Source organism: Cupriavidus sp. GW823-FHT07B10 (assembly GCF_058794355.1).
Window position 1 is genome coordinate 251,751 of sequence record NZ_JBXAGS010000003.1, and the last position, 26,036, is coordinate 277,786.

Sequence of the window (26,036 nt, forward strand, 5' to 3'; positions counted from 1 at the left end):
CTAGAAAGGAGGTGATCCAGCCGCACCTTCCGATACGGCTACCTTGTTACGACTTCACCCCAGTCATGAACCCTGCCGTGGTAATCGCCCTCCTTGCGGTTAGGCTAACTACTTCTGGCAAAACCCACTCCCATGGTGTGACGGGCGGTGTGTACAAGACCCGGGAACGTATTCACCGCGGCATGCTGATCCGCGATTACTAGCGATTCCAGCTTCACGTAGTCGAGTTGCAGACTACGATCCGGACTACGATGCGTTTTCTGGGATTAGCTCCCCCTCGCGGGTTGGCAACCCTCTGTACGCACCATTGTATGACGTGTGAAGCCCTACCCATAAGGGCCATGAGGACTTGACGTCATCCCCACCTTCCTCCGGTTTGTCACCGGCAGTCTCTCTAGAGTGCCCTTTCGTAGCAACTAGAGACAAGGGTTGCGCTCGTTGCGGGACTTAACCCAACATCTCACGACACGAGCTGACGACAGCCATGCAGCACCTGTGTCCACTTTCCCTTTCGGGCACCTAATGCATCTCTGCTTCGTTAGTGGCATGTCAAGGGTAGGTAAGGTTTTTCGCGTTGCATCGAATTAATCCACATCATCCACCGCTTGTGCGGGTCCCCGTCAATTCCTTTGAGTTTTAATCTTGCGACCGTACTCCCCAGGCGGTCAACTTCACGCGTTAGCTACGTTACTGAAGAAATGAATCCCCAACAACTAGTTGACATCGTTTAGGGCGTGGACTACCAGGGTATCTAATCCTGTTTGCTCCCCACGCTTTCGTGCATGAGCGTCAGTGACGTCCCAGGGGGCTGCCTTCGCCATCGGTATTCCTCCACATCTCTACGCATTTCACTGCTACACGTGGAATTCTACCCCCCTCTGACATACTCTAGCCTTGCAGTCACAAGCGCCATTCCCAAGTTGAGCTCGGGGATTTCACGCCTGTCTTACAAAACCGCCTGCGCACGCTTTACGCCCAGTAATTCCGATTAACGCTCGCACCCTACGTATTACCGCGGCTGCTGGCACGTAGTTAGCCGGTGCTTATTCTTCCGGTACCGTCATCGACCCCGGGTATTAACCAGAGCCATTTCTTTCCGGACAAAAGTGCTTTACAACCCGAAGGCCTTCTTCACACACGCGGCATTGCTGGATCAGGGTTGCCCCCATTGTCCAAAATTCCCCACTGCTGCCTCCCGTAGGAGTCTGGGCCGTGTCTCAGTCCCAGTGTGGCTGATCGTCCTCTCAGACCAGCTACTGATCGTCGCCTTGGTAGGCTTTTACCCCACCAACTAGCTAATCAGACATCGGCCGCTCCTGTAGCGCGAGGCCTTGCGGTCCCCCGCTTTCACCCTCAGGTCGTATGCGGTATTAGCTAATCTTTCGACTAGTTATCCCCCACTACAGGGCACGTTCCGATGTATTACTCACCCGTTCGCCACTCGCCACCAGGCCGAAGCCCGTGCTGCCGTTCGACTTGCATGTGTAAGGCATGCCGCCAGCGTTCAATCTGAGCCAGGATCAAACTCTTCAGTTCAATCTCTGTGTGGACCCGAAGGTCCTCGCTCTTTCGAGCGGTCGCTCACTCTCAGAAAACTGACTGACCAGATCCGAAGATCCAGTCACGTTTTGCTGTGCGAGCACTGTATAACTTGTGAAGCAACACTGTCCGAAGACAGCGGCGTCCGCTACCCAGCGCCCACACTTATCGGTTGTTTGGTTGTTAAAGAACTTCGCCGCCGGCTTTGCCGTCCAGCGCCGCTGCGTTGTCTGCAGCAGAGAAACGAGATTATGCAGAGCTTTCTTCGTTTCGTCAACCGTTTCAGCAACTTTTTTCGCTGCGGCCAGCGCGCCAACTTCGCTGCGCCAACCCTTCCGGTCGACCCCGCAACCCTTGCTGCGTCTGCTTTGCAGCGCTGCGTTGTGTTGCGAGGGGGCGAATATTAAGTGACCGCAGCGGGGTTGGCAAGGGATATTTCGAAAAAAAGCCAACCCACCTGAAAAAGGCACTCCAAGCCACTTCAGCTCTCGGCGGGCGCTACTTATAGAATGGCTGTTCCGGCCCACCGGGCCGCTCTTTATAGATGGGGACGTTTGATGACTATCCAAGCGACCTGGCAACCAAGCCAGGGCAACAGCATCTGCCACCTGACCAACAGGACTGCCGAGTGGCAAGCCGACCTGGATGCATCCGCCGGCGGCGACACCCAATACCCGAACCCGCATGACCTGCTGGATTCGGCCCTGGCCGCCTGCACCACGCTGACTTTGCAGCTGTACGCCAAACGCAAGGGCTACGCCATCACCGAAGTCCATGTATCGGTCGGTCATGAAGAGGCCAACGGGACCTACACCATGAACCGGGAGGTCAAGGTCAGCGGCGAGCTCACGCCCCAGATCCTGGATGATCTGCTCCGCGTGGCGAATCGCTGCCCGGTGCACAAGACCTTGTCGGGACAGTTTTCCATCCAGACGTCGATTGCCTGACCCACCCTGGCAAGATCACGCTGCTATTGTCACCTCAAATGATAATCGTTATCATTTGCTGACTCAGGCTGTGACACGTCCTGAGTCAGCAAATGGGTTCACCGGACACGGACGTGTCCGGTCTTTTCTTTCCGGCGACCTACCGTCGCGGCGGCCCCGTTCCGGCCGATTCCCTCCTGCCCGATGTCATCGTCCTGACGCACGTGGTGCGATACCGTACCTGGCGTGGACCAGGCGCGTGCCCCACCCGTTCGAGGGGCATCCTGCCCCGGTGTGTTGGCTGGCCCACCAAGGTTTCGTCGCTTTCCGGGCAAACCGGCGCCGTACGCTTTATCTGCCATGCACCGCAGGCTTACCATGAACGGAAAGCAGAACAAGTAGAAGGCGCCAACAGAAAGCGCCGATACATCGAAGCGAGCGGGGGGATTCCTTGACCAACTTCATCGAAGCGTATTGCGCGCAGGTTCGGCTTGCGGGCGCAGTCGGCGTGATCGCCAAACCGGTTGTGGTGGCACAGGACGGCACCTACGCCATGCACTACGTGCCCTGCGAATACCTGAACCCCCAGGCACCCCTGGTGCTGGTCAGCACCACGCCCGGCCACGCCCATGTGCGGCTGGCCGCCGCCGTCACCGAAGAACTGATGCGCGCCCATGCACCCGGCCGCGTGATCCAGCGCGAGAACAAGCGGCGCGTCGAACTGGGCGGCAAGCTGGTGCGGCCCAACCTGATCCGCATGCTCGACCACTTCCGGGTGCCCGAACTGGTTGGCCTGCCGCACGCCGCGGCATTGTGGAACGATGGGTTCGAGCGCCTGCAACCGCTTGCCTTGCTGCCGCATGCCACCACGCGGCGCGGTCTGGCGTTCGACGGACCGCTGGAAGAACTGCTGGAGACCCCGATGCTGCGCGAGGTATTCGAAGCGCGGTTCCTGGGCGCCGTGCGCCAGATGCGCACGGATGCGCTGTACATCGCGCTGGGCCGTACCGCCTGGGCAGGGCTGCGGCATGCAGTCAGCCGCCGGCTGCTGGCAAAGCACCAACTGCTGGGGATGATGCCAGTGCCAGCGCGCGCCGGCAGCATGGTGCGCTACTTCCTGCGCGAGATCGCCGCCAGCGACCTGTCGGCCAAGGATCCGGTGCGCCATCGCGTGGCCTGGCTCGATGCCGCCCATGCCGAGCTGGAAGCCAGCGTGCGCAAGCTGCGCGCTGCCATCCGGCCGGACCCGCACTCTGCCTACCTGATCGCGTAAGCGATCACTCGCCTCCATGACTGTGCTCGACAGACCCCACCGAAGTGGGGTCTCGGCGATCCATGCTGTGCCGATAACGTCTCCTGAGGCATCTGACACGCCTCGCATTCCCGATTTTTGGCGGCCCCGCGTGGGCCGCGATTTTTTTGGGGATCGCCAAATGGCGTCGCCCGGTCAAGCAGCTACGCCGGTGGCGGCGTCTGCCCCACGCTTCGCCGCAGCGCATCCGATACCTGCGCCATCAGCGCGGCGTCGTCATCGACCGCGCGGCCGCTGGCCAATAATGCCTCGAGCACACTGACGACCTTGCCCGCGTCATAGTGCCGGCCGCTGTCGATGGCCGCTTCGAACGCATTGGCGCGCGCGTTGATCTGCACGGGGCCGGCGCTGACCAGCAGCACCGCATGGGCCAGCACCAGGTGGCGCTGCCCGTCGGCCGTTTGCATGGCCGCGGGTGCGCGCCGCCAGTACTGCGCCGTGCCGGCGATCTTGCGCGCGGCTTCGGGCGGGCCCCAGGCCAGGTTGTAGCGGCCGTCGCAGAAGGAGCCGGCCACCGCCTGCCAGTGCGTGTCGACGCCCAGCGATTGCAGCGCGTCGCCGATGACCTCGCACAAGTGCAGGTAGACCGCGTCGCTGCGCGCGCCCGGCGGCTGTTCCACTGTGTAGGCCAGGCTCAGGTTGAGGATGCCGGGGCCCTGCGGCACCAGCCCGCCGCCGGACATGCGCAGGAATACCGGACATCCCTGCTGCGCGAAGTCGGCGCGCGCGGTTTCCAGCGCGGCATGGCGCAGGTAGGTGCGCGGCACCACCAGCGACAGCGGCGCCTCCCACAGCTGCGCCACCTGCCGGCCTTGTGCCGCGAGGTCGAGCAAGGCCAGCTCATCCTGCAGCGGGTCGCTGCCCGCCTGCCCGGCATGGGCCGCATCAATAAATTCAAACGGCATGGGATGGCACCAACCTCCGGATAGCAACGTGCCGAGTCTAGCAACACTAGGCATTGAGCGCATCGAAGTACGCCAGCGCCTTCGACGCGTACATGGCGCCGGGTCCGCCACCCATCTCGATATTGATGGCCAGCACTTCGGCGAGCTGCTCGCGCGTGGCGCGATGGCGCAGCGCCTGGCTGGTGTGGAACAGCACGCAGTCGTCGCAGCCCTTCTGCACCGCCAGCGCGACGGCAATCAGTTCCTTGACGGCGGCGGGCAGGCTGCCGTCCTGCGTGGCGGCCTTCATCACGCCCTGGAAGGCGCTCATGGCGGCGGGCTGGGCCTGGCCGAGCGCACCGAATTGCCTGTTGATCTCGGTCAGGCGGGTCTTCAGGTCTGTGGTCATGAGGTCTCCTGTCTTGAATTGGAACAAGGCGAGCTGGCCGAGCGGATGGCGCCCTGGGCGGCGCCATCCGCGCGCGGCATCAGCCGCCCAGATGCTGCTTCAGCAGCGCGTTGAAGTCATTGGCCTTCTCCATCTGGCTCATGTGGCCAGCATCGGCAAAGACCTTGACGGTTGCTCCCGGCGGCGCGGCTTCAGCGTGCGCGGCCGGGATGATCTGGTCCTGACCGCCCCACACCACCAGCACGCGCTTGCCGCTGTTGGCCAGCCGCTGGCCAGGCTGCTCGCTCTGGCGGCCGCCGCCGAAGAGTCCCTGCCCCAGCGCCGTCAGCGCCTCGGTGACGCCGTCCAGCCGCTTGTAGCGCAGCAGGTCGTCCAGCATCTGGCGGCTGACCAGCCCCGCGTCGGCGAACAGCAGTTCGACCACGGGCTTGAGCTCGCGCCGGGACTGGGCACTGACGAAGCCTTCGGTATAGCCGCTGTTGACGGCGTCGCCAAAGCCCACCGGCGACACCAGCGCCACCGACAGCACCCGCTGCGGTGCATCCACGGCCAGCTGCGCGGCCACGCCGCCGCCCATCGAATGGCCGACCACATGCGCCGCCTCGATCCCGGTCTCGTCCATGAAGCGCGCTACAAAGCCGGCCATCTGCGCCAGCGTCGTGCCCGCGAGCCGCGGCGACGACTGTCCGTGGCCGGGCAGGTCGAGCGCCACCACGGTGTACGCGTCGGACAGGGGATCGAGGTTGAACAGCCAGTTGTCCAGGTCTCCGCCAAATCCGTGGATGAAGAGCACGGTTTCGGCGCCGCCACCCTTGCGGGCATAGCGGACCCGGATGCCGTCGACGTCGGCAAACTGGTACGCGGCAGCGGCGTCCTCTTCGCCAGCGTCGTCCGCCGGCGTTTCATAAGCCGCGACATAGTCATCGATTTGCGCATCGCTCACCTCCGCAGGTGCCAGCACGCCCAGCAGCGCCTTCACCGGCAGCACGTCGCCGGCCTGCGCCACCTTGCGGCGCAGCGTGCCGGCGTCGGGCGCCTCCACCGCATTGGCGATCTTGTCGGTTTCCACATCCAGGATCGGCAGGCCCACGGTAATCTCGGTGCCTTCGTCGACCAGCCACGCATTGACCGTGCCTTCCTTCATCGACAGGCCCCACTTGGGCATCACGATCGGGATAATCGTGGGGGAAATTTCGGTTGCCATCAGTGCTTGCCTCCCTTCATGGTCTTGCGCGCGGCGGCCGCGATCTGCGCGGCGCTGGGGATGTACAGGTCCTCCAGCGTCGGCGAGAACGGCACCGGCGTGTGCGGCGGGCACACCATCTCGATGCCGGCCTTGAGCGCGCCGAAGGCTTGCTGCGCAACCTGCGCGGAGATATCGGTGGCGATATTGCAGCGCGGGCTGGCCTCGTCCACCACCACCAGGCGGCCGGTGTTCTCGACCGACTCCAGCACCGTGTCCATATCCAGTGGCGAGAGCGTGCGCAGGTCCACGATCTCGGCCTCGATGCCCTCCTTGGCCAGCGTTGCCGCCGCTTCGAGCGCGCGATGCACCATCAACCCGTAGGTGACGATCGACACGTCCTTGCCGTCGCGCACGATATTGGCCTCGCCGAACGGGATCGCGTAGGCGCCTTCGGGCACCTCGCCTTCCAGGCCGTACAGGTTCTTGTGCTCGCAGAAGATCACCGGGTCGTTGTCGCGGATCGCCTGGATCAGCAGGCCCTTGGTGTCGTACGGCGTGGACGGGCACACCACCTTCAGGCCGGGGATATGCGTGAACAGCGGCGTCAGCATCTGGCTGTGCTGCGCGGCTGCGCGAAAGCCCGCGCCGACCATCGCGCGGATCACCACCGGCGTCTCCGCCTTGCCGCCGAACATGTAGCGGAACTTGGCCGCCTGGTTGAAGATCTGGTCGAAGCAAACGCCCATGAAATCGATAAACATCAGCTCGGCGATCGGGCGCATGCCGCAGGCCGCGGCGCCGATGGCGGCGCCCACGTAAGCGGATTCAGACAGCGGCGTGTCCAGCAGCCGGTCGCCGTGCTTGGCGTAAAGGCCCTTGGTCACGCCCAGCACGCCGCCCCAGGCGTCCTTCTCGCCGTCCGCGCCGGCGCCGCCGACGATATCTTCGCCCAGCATGATGACGCTGGGGTCGCGGGTCATTTCCTGGTCGATCGCCTCGTTGATCGCCAGCTTGATGCTCAGTTTGCGAGCCATGGTTTGTCTCCTGATATTGGGTTAGCGCGTGGCGGATCAGTAGCTGACGTAGACGTCGGTGAGCAGGTCTTCGGGACCCGGCTGCGGCGCGGCCTTGGCTTCCTGCACGGCATGCTCGATCAGCGCGGCGACCTCGCGGTCGATGGTGTCGAGTTCTTCGCGAGCGACCACTCCCGCCTGGGTCACGGCGCGGCCAAACAGCTTCAGGCAATCCTTGTTGGCGCGGATGTCGTCGAGTTCGCCGGCGGCGCGGTAGGTCTGCGCATCGCCCTCGAAGTGGCCATAGAAGCGGACCATCTTGCATTCGAGCAGCGACGGCCCGCCGCCTTCGCGCGCGCGCCGGATCACTTCGCCGGCCGCTTCATGGACGGCGAAGAAATCGGTGCCGTCCACCGTCACGCCCGGGATGCCGAAGCCGGCGGCGCGGTCCACGTAGCTGTCCACCGCGGTGCCGTAATCGCGCGAGGTCGATTCGGCATAGCCGTTGTTCTCGATCACGAAGATCACCGGCAGGTTCCAGACCGCGGCCAGGTTCAGGCTTTCCAGGAAAGTGCCCTGGTTGGAGGCGCCGTCGCCGCAGAAGGTGATGCCGACCTCGCCCTTGCCGCGGAACTTGGCAGCCAGCGCGGCGCCGCAGATCAGCGGCGCGCCTGCGCCCAGGATGCCGTTGGCGCCCATCATGCCCTTGGACAGGTCGGCGATATGCATCGAGCCACCCTTGCCATTGCACGAGCCGCCCTTCTTGCCGTAGATCTCCTTCATCATCGCCACCGGATCGACGCCCTTGGCAATGCAATGGCCGTGGCCGCGGTGTGTGCTGGCGATGCGGTCGCCATCGTTCAGGTGGTGCAGAATGCCGACGCCCGCGGCTTCCTCGCCCGCGTATAGATGGACGAAGCCCGGGATGTCGCCGCGCCCGAAGTCCACGTGCAGGCGTTCTTCGAAATCGCGGATGGTGCGCATCTTCCGGTACACCGTCAGCAACGTCTCCTTGTCGAGCGGCAGCGCGGCGGAATCTTGAGAAGCTCTGGCTGTCATGTCTGTCTCCTTCGTTTTCAGGTGTTGCACTTCAAGAAAGGGGAAAAGCGGGCGGACGCGGTGCCCGCGCGTCATCCCACCGCGGCGGGCTGCGGCAGGCTGCGCATCAGGTGGTGGCGCGCGGCATGGCGCATGCAGGCCGCGACGTCGATGCTGCGAAAGGCGTGGTCATGCAGGGTGACCGTGACTTCGTCGTCCGGGCCGAAGGCCAGCTCGCGCTCTCCGTCCAGCGCGACAATGCCGCTGCGCTGGCGCACGCGATGGGGCCGGCCGTGTTCGAGCCGCTGCCAGCCGGCCACCGGCACGGTGCACATCAGGCCGGGTGCGATCGGCGCGCACAGGTCGAATTCGCCTTCGCCGGGCGCGGCCAGTTCGATCGCGAGGCCGCCCTCCTCACGCCGGCCCACCGGCTCCAGCAGCCCGGCGATGGATGACAGGCCGATGGCCTCGGGGTCGGCAAAGGACACGTAGACGGCGGCAAGCGTGTCGGTCTTCCACAGGGCGCGCGCGCCGATGAAGTGCTCGTGCGAGATCACCGCATCCACCAGCGCAATATCGCGGCGAAAGCCGCCGTTGCCGTCACGGATGACGATGTCGAGCCGCTTGTTCGACGCCAGCGCCTGCGCAGGAGGAATGCGGCCCGTGGCATAGAGGCCGGTTGCCAGCCCGATGATGGTGGGCTCGCGCATTTCGGGGTAGGCATTGTTGGTGCCGGTCGACAGGCCCGCGATCGGCACCGCGCCGCACTCGCGCACCACCGCGCGGTGGGTGCCGTCGCCGCCCAGCACGATGATCGCGGCCACGCCCGCATCGGCCATGCAGCGCGCGGCGCGCAGGGTGTCGTCGACGCGCGCGGTGACCGGCATGTCGAGGTAGTCGACCGCGGGCAGGCCCGAGTCCGGCCCCTGCCGGCGTGCCAGGTGCCGCGCCAGCATGACGCGCAGGCCTTCGCGGTCGGGCATCATCAGCACGCGCTCCACGCCGCAGGAGGCCAGCGCGGCCAGCAGGCGCAGCACGATATTGACGCGGTCGGCCAGCTGCAGGCTGTTGGCGTTGGCGATCACACGACGGATGTCGCGCGCGGAAATCGGGTTGGCGATGATGCCGACCACTGGCGCGATCTGCGCGCTGGCGCCTGCTGCGTGCCCCATTGCCTGTCTCCTGTTGTCGTTGTCTTGCCAGGCGTATTTGCAATGGCTGTGCCAGTGCGCGCAGGCAGTGAAAACAGCGGAAACAGGGGTATCAGCGGGTCGGATCCGAGGGATTACCCCGAGACGGCAGGGCAAAAACAACGCTGCGCTGTGACAGGTGTCACAGCGCAGGTGTACAGGGGATGGACAACCGTATCGCAAGGACGGCGCGCGTGCGCCCCGTGCTGCCTGCCGGCTTATGCGTCGGTGGGCTCCGGGCCGCCGTCGCGCCGGTTGGGCGACTGGATGCCGTAGCGCTCCATGCGCCGGTACAGCGTCATGCGGCTGACGCCGATCTGCCGCGCCACGGCGCTCAGGTTCCAGCCGGACGCGCGCAGGTATTGCATCAGCAGCATGCCTTCCGGCGGCAACTGGTGCGGGTCGAACGGTGCGGCAGCGGGTGACTGGGCGGGCCCTGGCTGCGGCAGGGCGGCGGACGGTGCGGGTCCCGCCAGGCTGTCAGGCAGGTCCGGCACATCGATATAGCCGTCGGCGCAGACCGCGCGCGCGTACTCCAGCACGTTGCGCAGTTCGCGCAGGTTGCCAGGCCAGCGGTGGCGGTGCAGCCGCTCGCGTGCCGCGGGCGACAGCGTGATCTCGCCGCCCTCTGCGCTCCCTTCCTGCAGCAGCTTGCGGACCAGCCAGTCCAGGTCGGTACGCGCACGCAGCGGCGGCAGCGTAAAGCGCGCGCCGTTGAGGCGGTAGTACAGGTCCTCGCGGAAGCGCCCGTCGGCCACCAGTTGCTCCAGGCTGTGGTGCGTGGCGGAAATGACCCGCAGCCGCACCGGCACCGGCCGCGCGGCGCCAACAGGCAGCACTTCGCCCTCGGCCAGCACGCGCAGCAGCCGCGACTGCAGCTCGCGCGGCATGTCGCCGATCTCGTCCAGGAACAGCGTGCCGCCGTCGGCCTCCTGGATCAGGCCGCGCTTGCCGCGCGGGCCTGCGCCGGAGAAGCTGTTGGGCAGGTGCCCGAACAATTCGCTTTCAATCAGTGTTTCAGGGATCGCCGCGCAGTTCACCGCTACGAACGGCCCGCCGCGGCGCGCGCTGGCAAGATGCAGCGCCTTGGCCAGGAACTCCTTGCCGCTGCCGGTCTCGCCGTGGATCAGCAGGTTGATCGGCGAATCGACCAGGCGCGCCGCGCGCTGCAACTGCAGCTGCAGCGCGGCATCGCCGCCGGTCAGCGCCGCCAGGGCATCCGGCATCGCCACCTGCGTTTCGGCGGGCGGCGCCTGCCAGCGCAGCGCGGGCGGCAGCACGCTCAGGTACAGCAGGCCGCCGCTGCGGGTCAGCGCCACCAGGCGCTGCTCGCTCGGGCGCGAATAGACATAGTGGCCCAGGTCCTCCAGGCGCGCGTCGAACAGCGTCTCGAACCGCTGGCCCAGCACGGTGGCGCCCGGTGCGCCACCCAGCTCGCCTTCCAGCATCAGCCTGGCGCGGTGGTTATGGCCGACGATGCGGCCCGCCTCGTCCAGCGCCAGCAGATATTCGGGATTGACGTCGACGAACTCCGGCGCCACGTTCAGCTTCAGGATCCAGTCGCGGCGGTGCGCGCGCAGGAAGTTGGCGTTCTCGATATGCGCGGCGTAGATGCGCACCATCTGCAGCGCCAGCCCCTGGCTGTCCTTGGCCTGCGGCGAGGTCAGCGCGGAGATGTCGAGGATGGCGTGCAGGTTGCCGTGCGTGTCGAACAGCGGCGCGGCGGTGCAGGTCAGCGGGATATGGGTGGCGTCGAAATGGTCGGCCTGGTGCACCGTCAGCGCCTGGCCCGTGGCCAGGGCGGTGCCGACCGCGCAGGTGCCGGCGCCGCTCTCGCTCCACTCGGCGCCCAGGTACAGGCCCGCGTGGCGCAGCGCGGCATCGCTGCGGGCCTCGCCGATATAGTCGACGGTCACGCCCTGCGCATCGGTCAGCAGCACCACATAGCCCAGGCCCGCCACTTGCCCATACAGGCTCTGCAGGCCGTGGCGCGCGATGCGCGCGAAGTCGTCGATGCGTTCCTGGTGTTCGCGCAGGCGCGGCTGTGGCAGGATGCGCGCCTCCTGCATGCGCGACGGATCCAGGCCGTACTGGTGCACGCAGCGGCGCCATGAGTTCTGGATGATGGCGTCGTGCGCGATCCGGTCCGCAAGCACGGCCGGCGGGGCAAGGTATGTGGTGGCCTGGACCACCGTCTCGATGTGCTCGCGTTGCCGCAGGTCCATCGCTGTCTCCTGTCGTCGCTGCCGTCGGCCCCATGTTTCGGATGGGGCGGTGGATCGTGCGAACTGTCGGGCGCGTGCTGCGGGAGCCGCGCCTCTCTCGGTCTCGGGCCTTCTAATGTATCCGAGCGGATCGGCCGGGCGCAAACAGGATTCGCGGCGCGCCGGCGGGCACACGCCGCAAGTGCGGCGCACGCCATACCGGAGCATCGCAGGCGCTCAGAGCGCTGATGAGGTCTTCAGGCTGCGCGCCGCATCGGCAGCGATGGCGAACGAGCGCAGGCGTGCCTGGTGGTCATGGATCTGCCCGGTCAGCATCAGCTCATCCGGGCGCAGGTCATCGACAAAGCGCTGCATGCCGGCACGCACGGCGTCGGGATCGCCCACTACCGAGCACGCCAGCGAGCGGCGGATATGATCGGCCTCGCTCTCGGTCCACAGCGCTTCGATATCGTCCACCGGCGCGCGCAGCTGCCCCGGAGTGCCGCGCACCAGCGCCAGGAACTGCTGCTGCAGCGAGCTGAACAGGCGGCGCGCCTGGTCGCCGGTCTCGGCCGCGAACACGTTCAGGCCCAGCATCACATAGGGCCGGTCCAGCGCTTCGGAGGGCCGGAAGGTGCGCCGGTACAGGTCCACCGCCTGGCGCATGAAGCCCGGCGCAAAGTGCGAGGCAAAGGCGAACGGCAGGCCCATCGCCGCCGCCAGCTGCGCGCTGAACAGGCTCGAACCCAGCAGCCAGATGGGCACCTTGAGCCCGGCGCCGGGCACCGCGCGCAGGCGCTGGCCGGGGCGCACGTCGTCGAAATAGGCCTGCAGTTCTTCCACGTCCTGCGGGAAGGTATCGGCGCTGTCGGCCGACAGGTGGCGGCGCAAGGCGCGCGCGGTGGCCTGGTCGGTGCCGGGCGCGCGGCCCAGGCCCAGGTCGATGCGGCCCGGGTAGAGCGAGGCCAGCGTGCCGAACTGCTCGGCGATCACCAGCGGCGAATGGTTGGGCAGCATCACGCCGCCCGAGCCCACGCGGATGGTCCTGGTGCCGTTGGCGACATAGCCGATCAGCACGGCGGTGGCGGCGCTGGCAATGCCGGGCATGTTGTGATGCTCGGCCAGCCAGTAGCGGTGGTAGCCCAGCCGCTCGGCATGGCGGGCCAGGTCGAGCGAGTTGCGCATGGCCTGGCCGGCATCGCTGCCTTCAGGGATGGGGGCCAGGTCCAGCACGGACCAGGCCACGCCTGCGCCGTTGGGAATAGAGTCGTGATTCATGTGGTGGATGGCGGGCGGCCGATGCCGCACGCGGGCAATGCGTATGGCCCGCTATCTTAGAGACCATGGCGCGATCGTGCTGGCGGCCTGATCGCGGCCCTTCGGGCGGCGTGGGTATCACGGGGGCGCGGGAAGGATTGAGTCGCGCCGCGCTTGCCCGTACCATGCAGCCCGATGCCAAGGAACAAGCGATGACACTCAAGACACTGGACGGTGCGCTGGCCCTGCTGACGCACTTCACCGTGCGCCAGCCGACCTGGGGCGTGCGCGAGCTGGCCAAGCACAGCGGCGTGCACTACGCCGTGGTGCACCGCGTGCTGGCGACGTTTGCCGCCAATGGCTTCCTGGTGCAGGACGCGGCCACCGGCAAGTATTCGCTGGGACTGCGGTTGTTCGAGCTGGGACAGGTGGTGCGCAAGAGCTTCTCGCCCGACGAGATCGTGCGCCCGGTGCTGGAAAAGCTCGCCGCGCAAAGCGGCGAGACCGTGTTCCTGTCGTGGCTCGATGGCCATGAGGGCCTGTGCGTGGGACTGGTGCAGAGCCAGCACCAGCTGCGCTTTTCGATCGAGCTGGGCGAGCGCTTCCCGCTCTATGCGGGCGCGCATGCCAAGGCGATGCTGGCCTTCCAGGACGATGCCTTCCGCGATGAGGTCTACCGCCAGGGACTGGCGCGCATCGCCCCCCACACGACGCTGGACCGCGAGCGCATCGAGCAGCAGCTGGCCGAGGTGCGCGAGCGCGGCTGGGCCCATACGCGCGAGGAAGCCGCCGCCAGCGTGGCCGGCCTGGCGTTGCCGCTGTGGTCGCGCGACCGCAGCGCGGTGGTGGGCTCGGTCGCCATCGCCGGGCCGCAGCAGCGGCTGGACCAAGCCGCGGTACCGCGCCTGCTGGAGGCGCTGCGCGATGCCAGCGGCCGGCTGGAAGACGTCATCGGCTTCGTGCGCTGACGCGCTGTCTCTTCACACCAGCAGGGCCTTGCCCACGGCCCCGCCCAGCACGCGCTGGCCGATCGCATGGCCCAGCGCGCGATAGCTCTCCCATTGCGCCTCATCGAAGAACTGGTCGCCGGTGGCCTCCTGCGGAAACGCGGGATGGGTCGCGCCGTAGTGGCGCACGTCGGCCGGCGCCCATGACACCAGCCGCGGCTTGAGCAGCACGATGCGGCAGGTGCGTGCGCGTGGCGCCCCGCACTCCGGGCCGGTGCGAAAGACGTTGAGCAGCACCGCGCATTTGTCGCCGGTCGGCGCGCCCGGCAGGAAATCATCCGGCACGCCGAAGACACGGCTCAGCACCGGGTGCGTGGTGGCAGCCTCGGTATCGACCACGATCTCCAGCCCGTGGTCGATGCGCACCAGCCGGATCAGGTTGGCCAGGTCGCCGAAGCGGTAGTCGGGGTCGCCCCCGCAATCACACAGCACGATCAGCGAGACATCGCGGCCCGGGCGCAGCAGCTCGTACACGCCGGTGTTGTCGAAATGCCCGCCATCGGACAGGTACTGCCAGCCGCGCCGCGTGCCGTGGAAGCGCGCGCTCAGTTCGCAGCCCAGGTAGTACTGCGTGCGGAAAAGCGCGATGCCCGCGGCCAGCCATGGATGCGCAGCGCGTTCCGGATGGCGCCGCGCGCGGCCCCGGCGCCCGCCTTCGCGCGCGTGGCTGGCCGGATACGACGGCCACCATATGCCCAGACGCAGGTTCGCCAGGCCAAGCAGCATGGATGTGCCCAGCGTGGTCGCGCGCCCCAGCCTGGTGGAGACGGCCGCGCCCGAGATCGCCATCCAATCTCCCACCGTGCGCGATTCGGCCAGTTTGCCCGACGACGGCCATGAAACGTCGGGGCAGCAACCCCGGCCGTCGATGGTAAAGCGCGCGTAGGCGTCCGGCGGGATCGCCGCCGCCACGCCGGACAGCACCACGCAGGGGCCGGGCGCCAGGCACAGCGGCTTGCCCTTGCGGTCGCGCTGCACCAGTTGCTCGGCCGGGTCGACGGTGAGATTCAGCGTGACGTTGATCAGGTGCAGCGGCGCCAGCACGCGCGGATCGTAGTAGGTGTTCAGGCTGAGCTGGTCGCCGGGCACGGGCTCGGCCACGCTGAAGCGGGCGCGCTGGCTGCCGTCGCGGCCGGCACTCGGGTCGGGAGCCGCGAAGCGCTCCCCGTTGGATGCGCCCAGGAACGCGCGCGCGAGCCGCGCCGCGTAGAACGGCTGCAGCGTCGACAGGTTCAGGAAGCCGGAGAAGCGCCCGGCCACCAGCGCCAGCACCAGGCTCACCACAGTGAACGTGGCCAGCGCCGGGCCGGTATAGGCGTTGCCGAACACCAGCCAGTCGACCGGCTCGCGCCCGTCCCAGCGCACCCACAGCACCAGCCACGACCACAGCACGAACAGCAGCAGGGCCAGCACCGCCGCCACCGCGCCCGCCAGCAGCGATACCGGCAGCCGGGCACACAGCGCGCGCCATGGCGTGTCGGTGCTGCCCTGGCGGCCGGCGTCGCGCCAGCGCGAACCGTAGCGCACCAGCCAGACCAGCACGCCCAGCACGGTTGCGGGCAGCGCCGCGCCCCACTGGTGGTGGGCCTGGTGGGCAAACAGGTAAGCGGTGCGTGCGATGGTGTCGGCAATGCCCAGCGCCGCCAGCCACAGGGTCAGCGTCAGCGCGCCACGCAGTGCGCGCGTGGCGCGCACGCGGTAGGCGGCCACGGTGCGCGGCTCGCCCTGCAGCAGCGCCAGGCACCACAGCACACCTAGCAGCGTCAGCACGCCCAGCGCGGCAAAGAGCTTGCCGATGACCAGCCCCGGACCGAGCCATTCCGACCAGCGCGCCGCGGCCAGCAGCATCAGGCCCAGCAGCGTGGCGAGCAGCGGCGCGGGGCTCAGGAAGCGGGCCGTCGCCTGCGGATCGTTGGCGCGCGGGTAGATCAGCCAGTAGGCCAGCCCGGGCGGCACCGCGCCAGCCAGCGCGGTGGCCAGCGGCAGCCACAGCAGCGTGCTCCACCAGATCGCGCATTCGCCCTGGTTGAAGGCCTGGCGCGCGTCGTGCAGCAGGTCCATCTCATAGCGCCCCAATCCGTAGGAAACCCCCACCGCGATGTGTTGCCCGAGCGCCAGCACAGCCAGCAGCACCAGCAGCGCGCTGCCGATCACGAAATGCATGGCCAGCCAGTTGCGCACCACCAGCGCGGCGGCATAGAGGTTGTCGCCGGCACCGGTGGGCGACAGGTAGCGGCCGTTCTCGCGCAGCCATGCGACCGCGCCGCGGCCGGGGTCCGCGGCATAGGACACCGAGGTATGGATGCGCCCCGGCGGCTCGCATTGCAGCGTGTGATAGGCGTCGGTGGCGGCCTGGACCGGGCCCGCGCCCCGACGCAGGCGGCCGGGCACGAACAGGCTGACGAAGAAGGCGCCGAGGTAGCCGCCGCCGCTGACGGTGGAGAGGTAGTCGAACTGCGCCAGCAGCGAGGCCAGGCCCGGCACGGTCTGCGCCGCGGCGGCGGCCGCCGGCGTCGCGGCTTCCGCCGCGGGGGCCGGCGCTGCCGCCTTGGCGGGCATCGCGGTGCCCGCCATCGCCTGCATCACGCCCAGGCAGAAGGTGGCGCTGCGGATGCCGCCGCCGGACAGCGCCAGGGCCCAGTTGCGCTGGCCATCGCCGGCGCGCGGCGCAATGCCGAGCTGGCGGCGGCGCTGGGCGATGCGGGTGGCCTCGTCGCCGGATCCGCCGGTTCCGTGGTGTTCCGCGGCCATGCGCGTCCTCCCGGTAACAGTCGGTCTGCGCCAAGTATAGGCGGCGGCGCTCCGCCGTTGCCGCCGCCGTCATTCGCCCGGCGCGGCCAGCCGGCCCCGCGTTAACCCTGATTGTTGAGAGCCGGGCCCAAGCCTAGCATTTCTCTGTATCAGAGACGTTGTCTCTTATATAGAGACACAAACAGTCGACGCAACCACCCGCCATGCTCAAGACCCTGGACGGCGCCCTGGCGCTGTTGACCCACTTCACCGCCCGCCAGCCCAGCTGGGGCGTGCGCGAACTGGCGCGCTACAGCGGCGTGCACCACGCCGTGGTGCAGGACGCGCTTGGCCGCTACGGCCTGGGGTTGCGCTGGTTCGAGCTGGGACAAGTGATGCGCAAGACGTTTTCGCCGGCCGAGGTGGTGCAACCGGCGCTGGAAGCGCTGGCGCGCGAATGCGGCGAGACCGTGTTCCTGTCGTGGCTGGACGGTGGCGAGGGCTTGTGCACGGATATCGCCCAGAGCCAGCACCAGCTGCGCTTTTCGATCGAAGTGGGCCAGCGCTTCTCGCTGGACGCGGGCGCGCACGCCAAGGCCATCCTGGCATTCCAGCCGGAAGCGTTCCGGCGCCAGGTAACGGGCGACGCGCCCGAGCCGGAAGCATGGCTGGCGCAGATCCGCGCCGACGGCTGGGCCTACACCTGCGAGGAATCCGCCGCCACGGTGGCCGGGCTGGCGCTGCCGCTGCGCCACCGCGACACCCGGGCAGTGGTGGGATCGCTGGCCATCGCCGGCCCGCTGCAGCGCCTGACGCCTGAGGCTGTGCCGCGCTTGCTGGAGGCGCTGCGCACCGCGCGCAACACCATCGGCCCGGTGGCGGGTTTCATGCGCTGAGCGCGCGCAAGGCATCACACACAACAGACAAAACCAGACAACACTACGGGGAGCAGTGGACAAATGACCATGCCAACACAACTGAACGCGCCGATGGCGGCGCAGCCTGCAACACGGACACGCTTCATGGAGCCCTTGCTGCTGCTGGTCTCCGTGGGGCTGTCGGTGTTCGGCGCCATGATCGGGATGCAGCTGATCGTGTCGCTGGGGATCTCGGCCAACACCTCGATCATCGGCGCGCTGATCGCGATCGTGTTCTCGCGCATCCCGCTCGAGATCACGCGGCGCTTCCGCGTGCTGGAGCGGCAGAACCTGGTGCAGACGGCAATCTCGTCGGCCACCTTCGGCGCCGCCAACTCGCTGATGATCCCGATCGGCGTGCCATACGCGATGGGCATGCCGGAACTGGCCACGCCGATGCTGATCGGCGCGGTGATCGCCATGTTCGTTGACGGCGCCATGCTGTACTTCCTGTTCGGCAGCAGGATCTTTCCCGCCACCGGCACCTGGCCGGCCGGCATCGCCACGGCCGAGGCCATCTGGGCCGGCGACCGCGGCGGGCGCAAGGCCGCGTTCCTGGGGCTGGGCATTGCCGTGGGCGTGGGCGGCGCCTGGCTGGGCGTGCCGATGTCCGCGTTCGGCGCGGCCTTCCTGGGCAACCTGGCGGCACTGACCATGTTCGGCATTGGCCTGCTGGTGCGCGGCTATTCGGTGGCGCTGACCGGCATTGACATCGCCAAGGCCTATATCCCGCACGGGCTGATGATCGGCGCGGGCATCGTCGCGCTGTTCCAGGTCGCCAATGAGATCCGCCGCGCGCGCCATGCCCCGGCCGCTGACGCGCGCACCATCGAAGTTCCGGCCTCGCGCGCCAGCCGCATCCTGTCGGGCGGCTTCGTGATCTACCTGGCGATTGCGCTGCTGATCTCGGTGCTGGCCGGCCATGTCTCGGACATGTCGCTGGGCATGCTGGTGGTGTTCGTGCTCTATGCCGCCTTTGCCGCCTATGTGCATGAGCTGATCGTCGGCATCGCGGCGATGCATTCGGGCTGGTTCCCGGCCTTCGCGGTAGCGCTGATCACGCTGACCATCGGCATCCTGATCGGCTTCCCGCCGACGGCGCTGGCGGTGCTGGTGGGTTTCTCCGCCGCCACCGGCCCGGCCTTTGCCGACATGGGCTACGACCTCAAGACCGGCTACCTGCTGCGCGGCGAAGGCCGCGACATGGAGGCCGAGCTGGCCGGGCGCAAGCAGCAGTTCCTGGCCGCGATGATCGGCTTTGCCGTGGCCGCGATGGTAGTGCTGGTGTTCCACGGCACCTTCTTCGCGCAGAACATGATCCCGCCGGTGGACCGCGTCTACGCGGCCTCGATCAAGGCGGGCTCGTCGGCGGAGATTGCCCGCAACCTGGTGATCTGGGCCATCCCCGGCGCGCTGCTGCAGCTGATCGGCGGCTCCAGGCGCCAGCTTGGCATCCTGCTCTCCACCGGCATGCTGATTGCCTCGCCGCTGGCCGGCTGGGCCGTGCTGGCAGGCCTCGCGATCCGCTTCGTGCTGCAGCGCCTGCGCGGCGACAAGCACGTGGCCGAGATGAGCGCCTTCGCCGGCGGCGTGATTGCCGGCGACGCCCTGTTCAGCTTCTTCGGCTCCGTCACCAAGCTGCGCAAGTAAGTGCGCAACTGAGTCTTACCTCGGGGCGCGGTCGCCGCGTCCCGCCTGTCATTACCCGAGACGTTCCATGGATATCCAAGCCATCCAGGCGATCCGCGCCGACACCCCGCTGACGGCCTCCACCATCTATCTCGACACCGCCGCGGCCTCGTTGCCGCCCGACGCGGTGCTCGATACCGTGCGCAGCTACCTGCTCGATACCGGCCACGTCGGCATCTACCTGCCGGCCTTCCGCAAAGAGACCTATGCGCGCGTGGAAGCGGTGCGCGGCAAGCTGGCCGGACTGCTCAACTGCGCCGCCGACGAAGTCGCCTTCACCAAGAACGCCACCGAGAGCATCTCGATCGTCGCGCGCGGCATCGCCTGGAAGGCCGGTGACGAAGTGCTGGTGGCTGACACCGAGATGCTGAGCAACCTGCTGCCCTGGCGCCGGCTGGAGCAATCGCACGGCATCGTCGTGAAGATGGTCGCGGCCAATGCCGAAGGACTGCTGTCGCCCGCGGCGTTCGAGGCCGCCGTGACCTCGCGCACGCGCCTGCTCACCTTCTCGCACCTGCCCAATTCGACGGGTGCGGTGCAGCCGGCCGCGCAGATCTGCGCGCTGGCGCGCCGCCATGGCGTGCTGTCGCTGGTCAATGCGGCACAGAGCGTGGGCATGCTGCGCTCGGACGTGGCCGAGCTGGACTGCGATTTCCTGGCAGGCTGCGGCCGCAAGGCGCTGCGCGCGACCGAGGGCTCGGGCTTCCTGTATGTGCGCCGCGCGCTGATCGAGCAGGTCGAGCCCGCGCTGGTGGGCTGGTGGAACGGCGCCTATGACCGTGCCACGGGCGCGCTGTCCCTTGTCGCTGGCGCCAGGCGCTTCGAGGCTGGCTGCCCGATCGTGCCGGCGATCCTCGGCATGGGCACCGCCATCGATTACGCCGCCGCCATCGGCATTGACGCCATCGAAGCGCGTGTGCGCGACCTGACCGAGTACGCGGTGGCGAAGTTCTCGTCGACCCCCGGCTTCGAGCTGTACGGCCCGGCCGACGTGGCCAACCGCATCGGCATCGTGCCGTTCAATGTGCGCGGCGTGGACCCGGCGCGCATCGTCGCCGCGCTGGAAACGCAGCAATGCATCATCGAGGCCGGCAACTTCATGGCCGACGCCATCCTGGCGCGCTATGGCGTGTCCACCATGGCGCGCGTCTCGCTGCACTACTTCAACACTCATGAAGAGATCGACCGCGTCGCCGCGCTGATCCGCGCCGCGATCGCCTGATCGCGCATTGAACTTCACCAGACTCTCTCCTGACGGAAACCAAGACATGACCCAACGCATCCTCCTGATGAGCAGCTCGCGCAAGGACAACCTCGGCTACCTCGAGCACGCCGGCGAGCAGATCCACACGCTGCTCAGGCGCGAGCCGCGCAAGGTGCTGTTCGTGCCGTTCGCCGGCGTGACCTTCAGCTTCGACACCTATGAAGGCATGGTCAAGCCGGTGTTCGAGACGCTGGGCTACGCGCTCGAATCGATCCACCACAGCGCCGATCCGCTGCGCGCCGTGGAGCAGGCCGAGGCCATCGCGGTGGGCGGCGGCAACACCTTTGCGCTGCTCAAGCGCATGTACGACGCCGGCATCGTCGACGCAATCCGCGCCAGGGTGCGCGCGGGCACGCCATACGTGGGCTGGAGCGCCGGCAGCAACGTCGCCTGCCCGACCATCCGCACCACCAACGACATGCCCATCGTGCAGCCGCCGTCGCTGCGCGCGCTGGGGCTGGTGCCGTTCCAGATCAACCCGCACTTCATCAGCGGCAAGCCCGCCGGCCACAACGGCGAAAGCCGCGAAGAGCGCCTGGCCGAGTTCCTGCACATCAACGCGCCGGAGCAGGTGTTTGCGCTGCCGGAGGGTTCGGCGCTGTTCTCGGACGGCACCCGCGGCACCGTGCTGGGCGAGCGCCATGCGCTGTGGTTTCCGGCCGAAGGCAAGGTCGAAACGATTCGCGAGGGCGAGATCTTCCCGCTGTCGCAGATCACCGGTCCGGCCGGGATGCAGGACTGGCCGGGATTTGCTGCCTGAGCCGGCGGCACTGCCCTGAGCCGCTGACGCACTGACCCGGGCCGGTCCCGGGCACAACAAAGAGAAAACCGCCCCGCGGGCCGCGCAGTGCCGCCCGCGCGGGCTCCCTTTTGCCTTTTGGAGGAGAAAACAACATGAGCCACACTATTCGCCACGCCGCCCGCCTGGCACTGCCGTTGCTGCTGGGCCTGCCGGCCGCCGCGATGGCGCGGTCCGGGGTGACGCTGTACGGCGTGATCGACACCGCGCTGACCTACCAGACCCATTCGAACCCGGCGGGCGATGCCCAGATCGGGCTGCAGCAGGGCGGCGAAGGCTTCCTGTCGGGCAGCCGCTTCGGCCTGAAGGGCACCGAGGACCTGGGCGGCGGCGTGAAAGCCGGCTTCGTGCTGGAAAACGGCTTCCTGGCCGACACCGGCAGGCTGGACCAGCAGGGCCAGCTGTTCGGGCGCCAGGCCTACGTGAAGATCGGCAACCAGTGGGGCGATCTGGCACTGGGCCGGCAGTACACCACGGCCAACACCATGCTGTACTACGTCGATCCGCTCGGCGTGGGCGCGGCGCCGTCGAACTCCTGGATGGTTTACCTGACCGGCCAGCGCTATGACAATGCCGTCAGCTATACCGGCAACTTCGGCCCGGTGTCCGTCATCGCCGAATACGCGCTGGGCGAAACCCCGGGCAACAGCAAGGCGACCTCGTCGATGTCGCTGGGCCTGAAGTACGCCGCCGGCCCGATCACCGCCATCGGCGACTTCCAGCAGACCCGCGACAGCCAGAGCCGCGCCGCGCGCATCTACATGGCCGGCCTGAAGGCCGCGGTCGGACGCGCCAACCTGTTTGCCAACTACATCTACAGCGACCGCGACGCCGCCTTCGATTCATCGAAGGGCGGCACCGACACGGCCACCATCACCAGCATGTCGACCGCCGCCACGGCCACCAACCGCGCCGCCATCAACTCGGTCTTCGGCAGCAGCCGGCGCGACGACTTCTTCACGCTGGGCGCCAACTACGCCGTCACGGGCAACGTCACGCTGACCGCCAGCATGATGCACAACCGCACCCGCGCCGACAACTTCAGCGGCAACCGCACCACGGCATACGGCGTGGCCGGCTATGCCTTCAGCAAGCGCACCGATGCCTACCTGGCGGTGGCCTATGACTGGGTGCGCGGCGGCTGGTCGGGCCTGTTCGGCAACAACACCACCAACTGGACCGGCGGCAGCGGCAAGCCGCTGGACGGGCGCGACAACCAGACCACGGTCATGGCCGGCCTGCGTCACCAGTTCTGACTTTTCGTAGACGCCATGCCCGCGCCGAGCGGGCATGGCACATCCTTTGGAGAAAGCCATGGCCCTGCAGCAGACGCTGGTCATTCATGAAGCCCTGGACAGCCCGCACGCCAACGGTGCGGTCGTCAGCGAACTGTTCGCGCCCTATGCCGGCGCCGGCGTGAGCGTGGAAGTGACCACGATCCACAACGCCCCGCCCGAGAACACGGCCAACACCACCGACTTCATCACCATCGTGATCCCCGGCACCACGGGCAAGCGTGGCGGCGGCAGTGCGCCGACGCTGGGCGTGATCGGCCGCAACGGCGCGATTGGCGCGCGCCCGGAACTGGTGGGGCTGGTGTCTGACGCCGACGGCCCGATCGGCTGCCTGGCGGTGGCGCTCAAGCTGGCGCAGATGAAGGCGCGCGGCGACCACCTGGCGGGCGACGTGATCGTGACCACGCACCTGTCGACCAATGTCTCGATGCAGCCGCACGACCCGGTGCCGTTCATGGGCATGCCGGTCTCGTCCGACACCATGAACGACTACCAGGTGCTGCCGGAGATGGACGCGATCCTGTCGATCGATGCCTCCAAGGGCAACAGCATCATCAAGCACCGCGGCTTTGCGATTTCGCCGACGGCGATGCAGGGCTACATCCTGCGCGTGGCGCCGGACCTGGTGGCGACCATGGAGTCCACCACCGGCTGCCCGGCGGTGACCTTCCCGATCTCGCAGCAGGACATCACGCCGTACCACAACGGCCTGTACCACTTCAACAGCATCATGCAGCCGCACGTGGCCACCCAGGCGCCGGTGGTCGGCGTGGCGGTGACGGCGCGGTCGGTGGTGTCGGGCAGCGCGACCTCGGCCAACCATGAGATCGACATCGCTGAAGCCGTGCGCTTCTGCGTGGAGGTGTCCAAGCGCTTCGGCGCCGGCAAGTGTCAGTTCTTCAATGCCGCCGAATGGGAGAAGATCCGCGCGGTCTACCCGGACCTGTCGGTATTCCAGACCGCGGGCAAGCGCTGAGCGCAGCGCCGGCGGCCTGGCAGGTTCAGGCGGCTTCGGCCGGCCCTGGCTGGTTGGCCGCCTCGGTCGGGGCGGTGCCGCCGTGGCGCCGCTTCCATTCGTCGAAGCCGCCGGCCAGCGCCCAGGTCTTCGGGTAGCCGGCCACGCGCAGGCGCTCGGCCAGCAGCGCGGCGGACAGTTCATTGGGGCAGGCGCAATAGACCACGATGTCGGCCCCGGCGTGCGGCACGCCTAACGCGTCCAGGCTGTCCAGCGCGCCCTGCATGTCGAGCACCACCGAGCCGGGGATGCGCTCCATCGGCGTGTCCCCGTGGGCGCGCACGTCGATCACCACCGGCAGGCTGCCGGCGAGCCGGCGCGCTTCCAGCTCATCCACCGTCATGCGCGGCACGCGCCGCGTGCGGCGCAGCAGCCGGAAGCGGCGCCACCAGCGCCACGCCAGGAACAGCGCGAACGCCACCAACAGCCCCACCACGGCCATATGCCCGTAGGCGCTAAACGCCTCCAGGATGGCATCGATAAAATCACTGAACACCACGCCGATCAGCAAGGCGCTGCCAGCCCAGACCAGCGCGCCGATGGCGTCATAGAACAGGAACACCGGCAACGGCGTGCCGGTCATGCCCGCCATCGCGGTGGACAAGGCCCCGGCACCGGGCAGCAGCTTGGCGATCACCAGCGAGCGCGGCCCCACGCGCAGGTAGAGCGACTGGGTCTGGCGGATGCACGAGTCCTGCGAAATCGATACCCGGCAGATCGTGCGCAGCATCGGCTGCCCCAGCCGGCGCCCGGCGAAGTACCAGCCGGTATCGGCAATCAGGCAGGCAAAGATCACCGCAGCCAGCACCGCGCCGATCGACGGCCCGGTCTCCTGCATGCCCAGCGCGCCGGCGACGAACAGCATCGGGTAGGCCGGCACCGGCAGCCCGGCCTGCTCGACCAGCACGTTCAGGAACACCAGCATCAGCCCGTGGTTTTCCAGCAAGGCCTGTAACTCTCCCACCATGTTCTCCCCGTCAGTCCAGGATGCCAGTGTGCCAGTCGCCGGGGGCCCGTGCACCGGCAGCTTTGCATGGGTGTTTCAAATTTCCTGAGTGGCAGGCGCGCTGGCAGAAACCACTCCGACTTACGTTGTCCTACAACATTACACGGCTGCCCCACCGGAGCTCACCCACGGTAGGACGGCCGCCCTCCATGCTTGAAGTGCCCCAGACGGCATGTTTCTGTCCCTTTTTGCTCGCCGGCAGGGCTTTCCAGCGAAAACGCCGGCCGCATCCGGTTAACCCCGAATGATCACAAGCCCTATTGCCTTCGCCAGAGCCTTGTCATACGATGACTGATAACTCGGATGATCTGCACCGCCGCAGTCAGCCGCCACTGCCACCCGGGGCCACTGGCCCGCTCAGGATTGCCGCAATGCTCGCACCCAACGAACTCAAGCAAATCATCTCCGAAGGCCTGCTGTCCTTCCCCATCACCGACTTCGACGCCCAGGGCGACTTCGCGCCGCAGTCCTACGCCGCGCGGCTGGAGTGGCTGGCCCCCTACGGCGCCACCGCTCTGTTCGCTGCGGGCGGCACCGGCGAGTTCTTCTCGCTGACACCGCAGGACTACTCGGCCGTGGTCGACACCGCCGTGCGCACCTGCGCCGGCAAGGTGCCGATCCTGGCCGGCGCCGGCGGCCCGACCCGCACCGCCATCGCCTACGCGCAGGAAGCCCAGCGCCTGGGCGCGGCCGGCTTGCTGTTGCTGCCGCACTACCTGACCGAAGCCAGCCAGGACGGCATCGCCGCCCACGTGGAGCAGGTCTGCAAGTCGGTGGATATCGGCGTGATCGTCTACAACCGCGCCAACTCGAAGCTGGATGCGACGCAACTCGCGCGCCTGGCCGAGCGCTGCCCCAACCTGGTCGGCTTCAAGGACGGCGTGGGCGACATCGAGGCCATGGTCAGCATCCGCCGCAAGCTGGGCGACCGCTTCTCCTACCTCGGCGGCCTGCCCACGGCCGAGGTCTATGCCGCGGCCTACAAGGCGCTGGGCGTGCCGGTGTATTCGTCGGCAGTGTTCAACTTCATCCCCGAGACCGCGATGGACTTCTACCGCGCCATCGCCGCGGATGACCACGACACCGTGGGCCGCCTGCTCGACAACTTCTTCCTGCCCTACCTGGCCATCCGCAACCGCAAGGCCGGCTATGCCGTGAGCATCGTCAAGGCCGGCGCCCGACTGGTCGGCCACGACGGCGGCCCGGTGCGCTCGCCGCTGACCGACCTGACCGGCGAGGAGATGGAGATGCTGGGCGCGCTGATCAACAAGCTCGGCCCGCAGTAAGCGGCAAGCAAGCCGCCCTCGCATTGCATATCGACAGGCCGGCCGCGGGGCACTTGCCCTCCGGCCGGCG

General features: G+C 67.7%; 20 protein-coding genes and 1 rRNA gene. 10 read left to right on the plus strand and 11 right to left on the minus strand.

Annotation, left to right across the window (positions count from 1 at the left end; translation table 11 throughout):
* Positions 1–4 precede the first annotated feature (4 nt).
* Positions 5–1,536: ribosomal RNA gene (locus AC1Q6V_RS08945) — 16S ribosomal RNA — on the minus strand.
* 560 nt (positions 1,537–2,096) lie between these two features.
* On the opposite strand from AC1Q6V_RS08945, the gene AC1Q6V_RS08950 reads away from it, so the two are divergent.
* Both AC1Q6V_RS08950 and AC1Q6V_RS08955 read left to right on the plus strand, forming a co-directional pair.
* The gene (locus AC1Q6V_RS08950; protein ID WP_454751023.1) at positions 2,097–2,486 is read left to right on the plus strand and encodes an OsmC family protein; all 390 of its coding nucleotides are present in this window, start codon (positions 2,097–2,099) and stop codon (positions 2,484–2,486) included.
* 430 nt (positions 2,487–2,916) lie between these two features.
* Positions 2,917–3,738: a hypothetical protein gene (locus AC1Q6V_RS08955; protein ID WP_010813533.1), complete on the plus strand. Its 822-nt coding sequence runs from the start codon at positions 2,917–2,919 to the stop codon at positions 3,736–3,738.
* A gap of 182 nt (positions 3,739–3,920) precedes the next feature.
* Here the strand turns inward: AC1Q6V_RS08955 and AC1Q6V_RS08960 are convergent, their stop codons facing one another.
* The 8 genes from AC1Q6V_RS08960 to AC1Q6V_RS08995 all read right to left on the minus strand — a co-directional run bounded on the left by AC1Q6V_RS08960 (position 3,921) and on the right by AC1Q6V_RS08995 (position 12,979).
* A complete protein-coding gene (locus AC1Q6V_RS08960; protein WP_454751022.1) occupies positions 3,921–4,682 on the minus strand; it encodes a lipoate--protein ligase family protein in 762 nt (253 codons plus the stop codon).
* Between the two features lie 46 nt (positions 4,683–4,728).
* Positions 4,729–5,070, minus strand: coding sequence for a carboxymuconolactone decarboxylase family protein (locus AC1Q6V_RS08965; protein WP_010813531.1), 342 nt, complete (start codon positions 5,068–5,070; stop codon positions 4,729–4,731).
* A 79-nt stretch (positions 5,071–5,149) separates the two neighbouring features.
* Complete coding sequence (locus AC1Q6V_RS08970) at positions 5,150–6,274, minus strand: acetoin dehydrogenase dihydrolipoyllysine-residue acetyltransferase subunit (RefSeq protein WP_454751021.1); 1,125 nt, start codon at positions 6,272–6,274, stop codon at positions 5,150–5,152.
* Entirely contained in the window at positions 6,274–7,290 is a 1,017-nt protein-coding gene (locus AC1Q6V_RS08975) for an alpha-ketoacid dehydrogenase subunit beta (protein ID WP_010813529.1), read from the minus strand. The genes AC1Q6V_RS08970 and AC1Q6V_RS08975 overlap by 1 nt, the downstream gene beginning before the upstream one ends.
* Before the next feature lie 36 nt (positions 7,291–7,326).
* Positions 7,327–8,328: a thiamine pyrophosphate-dependent dehydrogenase E1 component subunit alpha gene (locus tag AC1Q6V_RS08980; RefSeq protein WP_011616379.1), complete on the minus strand. Its 1,002-nt coding sequence runs from the start codon at positions 8,326–8,328 to the stop codon at positions 7,327–7,329.
* A 71-nt stretch (positions 8,329–8,399) separates the two neighbouring features.
* A complete protein-coding gene (locus AC1Q6V_RS08985) occupies positions 8,400–9,479 on the minus strand; it encodes an ATP-NAD kinase family protein (RefSeq protein WP_010813527.1) in 1,080 nt (359 codons plus the stop codon).
* A 236-nt stretch (positions 9,480–9,715) separates the two neighbouring features.
* Positions 9,716–11,722: a sigma-54-dependent Fis family transcriptional regulator gene (locus AC1Q6V_RS08990; RefSeq protein ID WP_010813526.1), complete on the minus strand. Its 2,007-nt coding sequence runs from the start codon at positions 11,720–11,722 to the stop codon at positions 9,716–9,718.
* Between the two features lie 216 nt (positions 11,723–11,938).
* Positions 11,939–12,979: an LLM class flavin-dependent oxidoreductase gene (locus AC1Q6V_RS08995; protein ID WP_010813525.1), complete on the minus strand. Its 1,041-nt coding sequence runs from the start codon at positions 12,977–12,979 to the stop codon at positions 11,939–11,941.
* Between the two features lie 191 nt (positions 12,980–13,170).
* Between AC1Q6V_RS08995 and AC1Q6V_RS09000 the strand changes: the two genes are divergently transcribed.
* Positions 13,171–13,926, plus strand: coding sequence for an IclR family transcriptional regulator (locus AC1Q6V_RS09000; protein WP_037025844.1), 756 nt, complete (start codon positions 13,171–13,173; stop codon positions 13,924–13,926).
* Between the two features lie 12 nt (positions 13,927–13,938).
* On the opposite strand, the gene AC1Q6V_RS09005 is transcribed toward AC1Q6V_RS09000, so the two are convergent.
* Positions 13,939–16,716, minus strand: a complete 2,778-nt coding sequence (locus tag AC1Q6V_RS09005; RefSeq protein ID WP_454751020.1) for a hypothetical protein — start codon at positions 16,714–16,716, stop codon at positions 13,939–13,941.
* A 203-nt stretch (positions 16,717–16,919) separates the two neighbouring features.
* Between AC1Q6V_RS09005 and AC1Q6V_RS09010 the strand changes: the two genes are divergently transcribed.
* The 6 genes from AC1Q6V_RS09010 (at position 16,920) to AC1Q6V_RS09035 (ending at position 23,635) form a co-directional block, all read left to right on the plus strand.
* Entirely contained in the window at positions 16,920–17,591 is a 672-nt protein-coding gene (locus tag AC1Q6V_RS09010; RefSeq protein ID WP_454751019.1) for an IclR family transcriptional regulator, read from the plus strand.
* Positions 17,592–17,654: 63 nt separating this feature from the next.
* Positions 17,655–19,262, plus strand: a complete 1,608-nt coding sequence (locus AC1Q6V_RS09015; RefSeq protein WP_037025827.1) for an OPT/YSL family transporter — start codon at positions 17,655–17,657, stop codon at positions 19,260–19,262.
* A 67-nt stretch (positions 19,263–19,329) separates the two neighbouring features.
* Positions 19,330–20,523 carry an aminotransferase class V-fold PLP-dependent enzyme gene (locus AC1Q6V_RS09020; protein ID WP_010813520.1) on the plus strand — a complete coding sequence of 398 codons (1,194 nt, stop codon included), beginning with the start codon at positions 19,330–19,332 and terminating at the stop codon, positions 20,521–20,523.
* A 46-nt stretch (positions 20,524–20,569) separates the two neighbouring features.
* Complete coding sequence (pepE, locus tag AC1Q6V_RS09025; protein ID WP_010813519.1) at positions 20,570–21,325, plus strand: dipeptidase PepE; 756 nt, start codon at positions 20,570–20,572, stop codon at positions 21,323–21,325.
* A 134-nt stretch (positions 21,326–21,459) separates the two neighbouring features.
* Positions 21,460–22,620 carry a porin gene (locus AC1Q6V_RS09030; RefSeq protein ID WP_058697761.1) on the plus strand — a complete coding sequence of 387 codons (1,161 nt, stop codon included), beginning with the start codon at positions 21,460–21,462 and terminating at the stop codon, positions 22,618–22,620.
* 58 nt (positions 22,621–22,678) lie between these two features.
* Positions 22,679–23,635, plus strand: coding sequence for a DUF1177 domain-containing protein (locus AC1Q6V_RS09035; protein WP_454751018.1), 957 nt, complete (start codon positions 22,679–22,681; stop codon positions 23,633–23,635).
* A 25-nt stretch (positions 23,636–23,660) separates the two neighbouring features.
* Here AC1Q6V_RS09035 and AC1Q6V_RS09040 read toward each other — a convergent pair whose 3' ends face one another.
* The gene (locus AC1Q6V_RS09040) at positions 23,661–24,641 is read right to left on the minus strand and encodes a DedA family protein/thiosulfate sulfurtransferase GlpE (protein WP_011616368.1); all 981 of its coding nucleotides are present in this window, start codon (positions 24,639–24,641) and stop codon (positions 23,661–23,663) included.
* A 410-nt stretch (positions 24,642–25,051) separates the two neighbouring features.
* Between AC1Q6V_RS09040 and kdgD the strand changes: the two genes are divergently transcribed.
* Positions 25,052–25,966 carry a 5-dehydro-4-deoxyglucarate dehydratase gene (gene kdgD / locus AC1Q6V_RS09045; RefSeq protein WP_454751017.1) on the plus strand — a complete coding sequence of 305 codons (915 nt, stop codon included), beginning with the start codon at positions 25,052–25,054 and terminating at the stop codon, positions 25,964–25,966.
* The last annotated feature ends 70 nt before the right edge of the window (positions 25,967–26,036 follow it).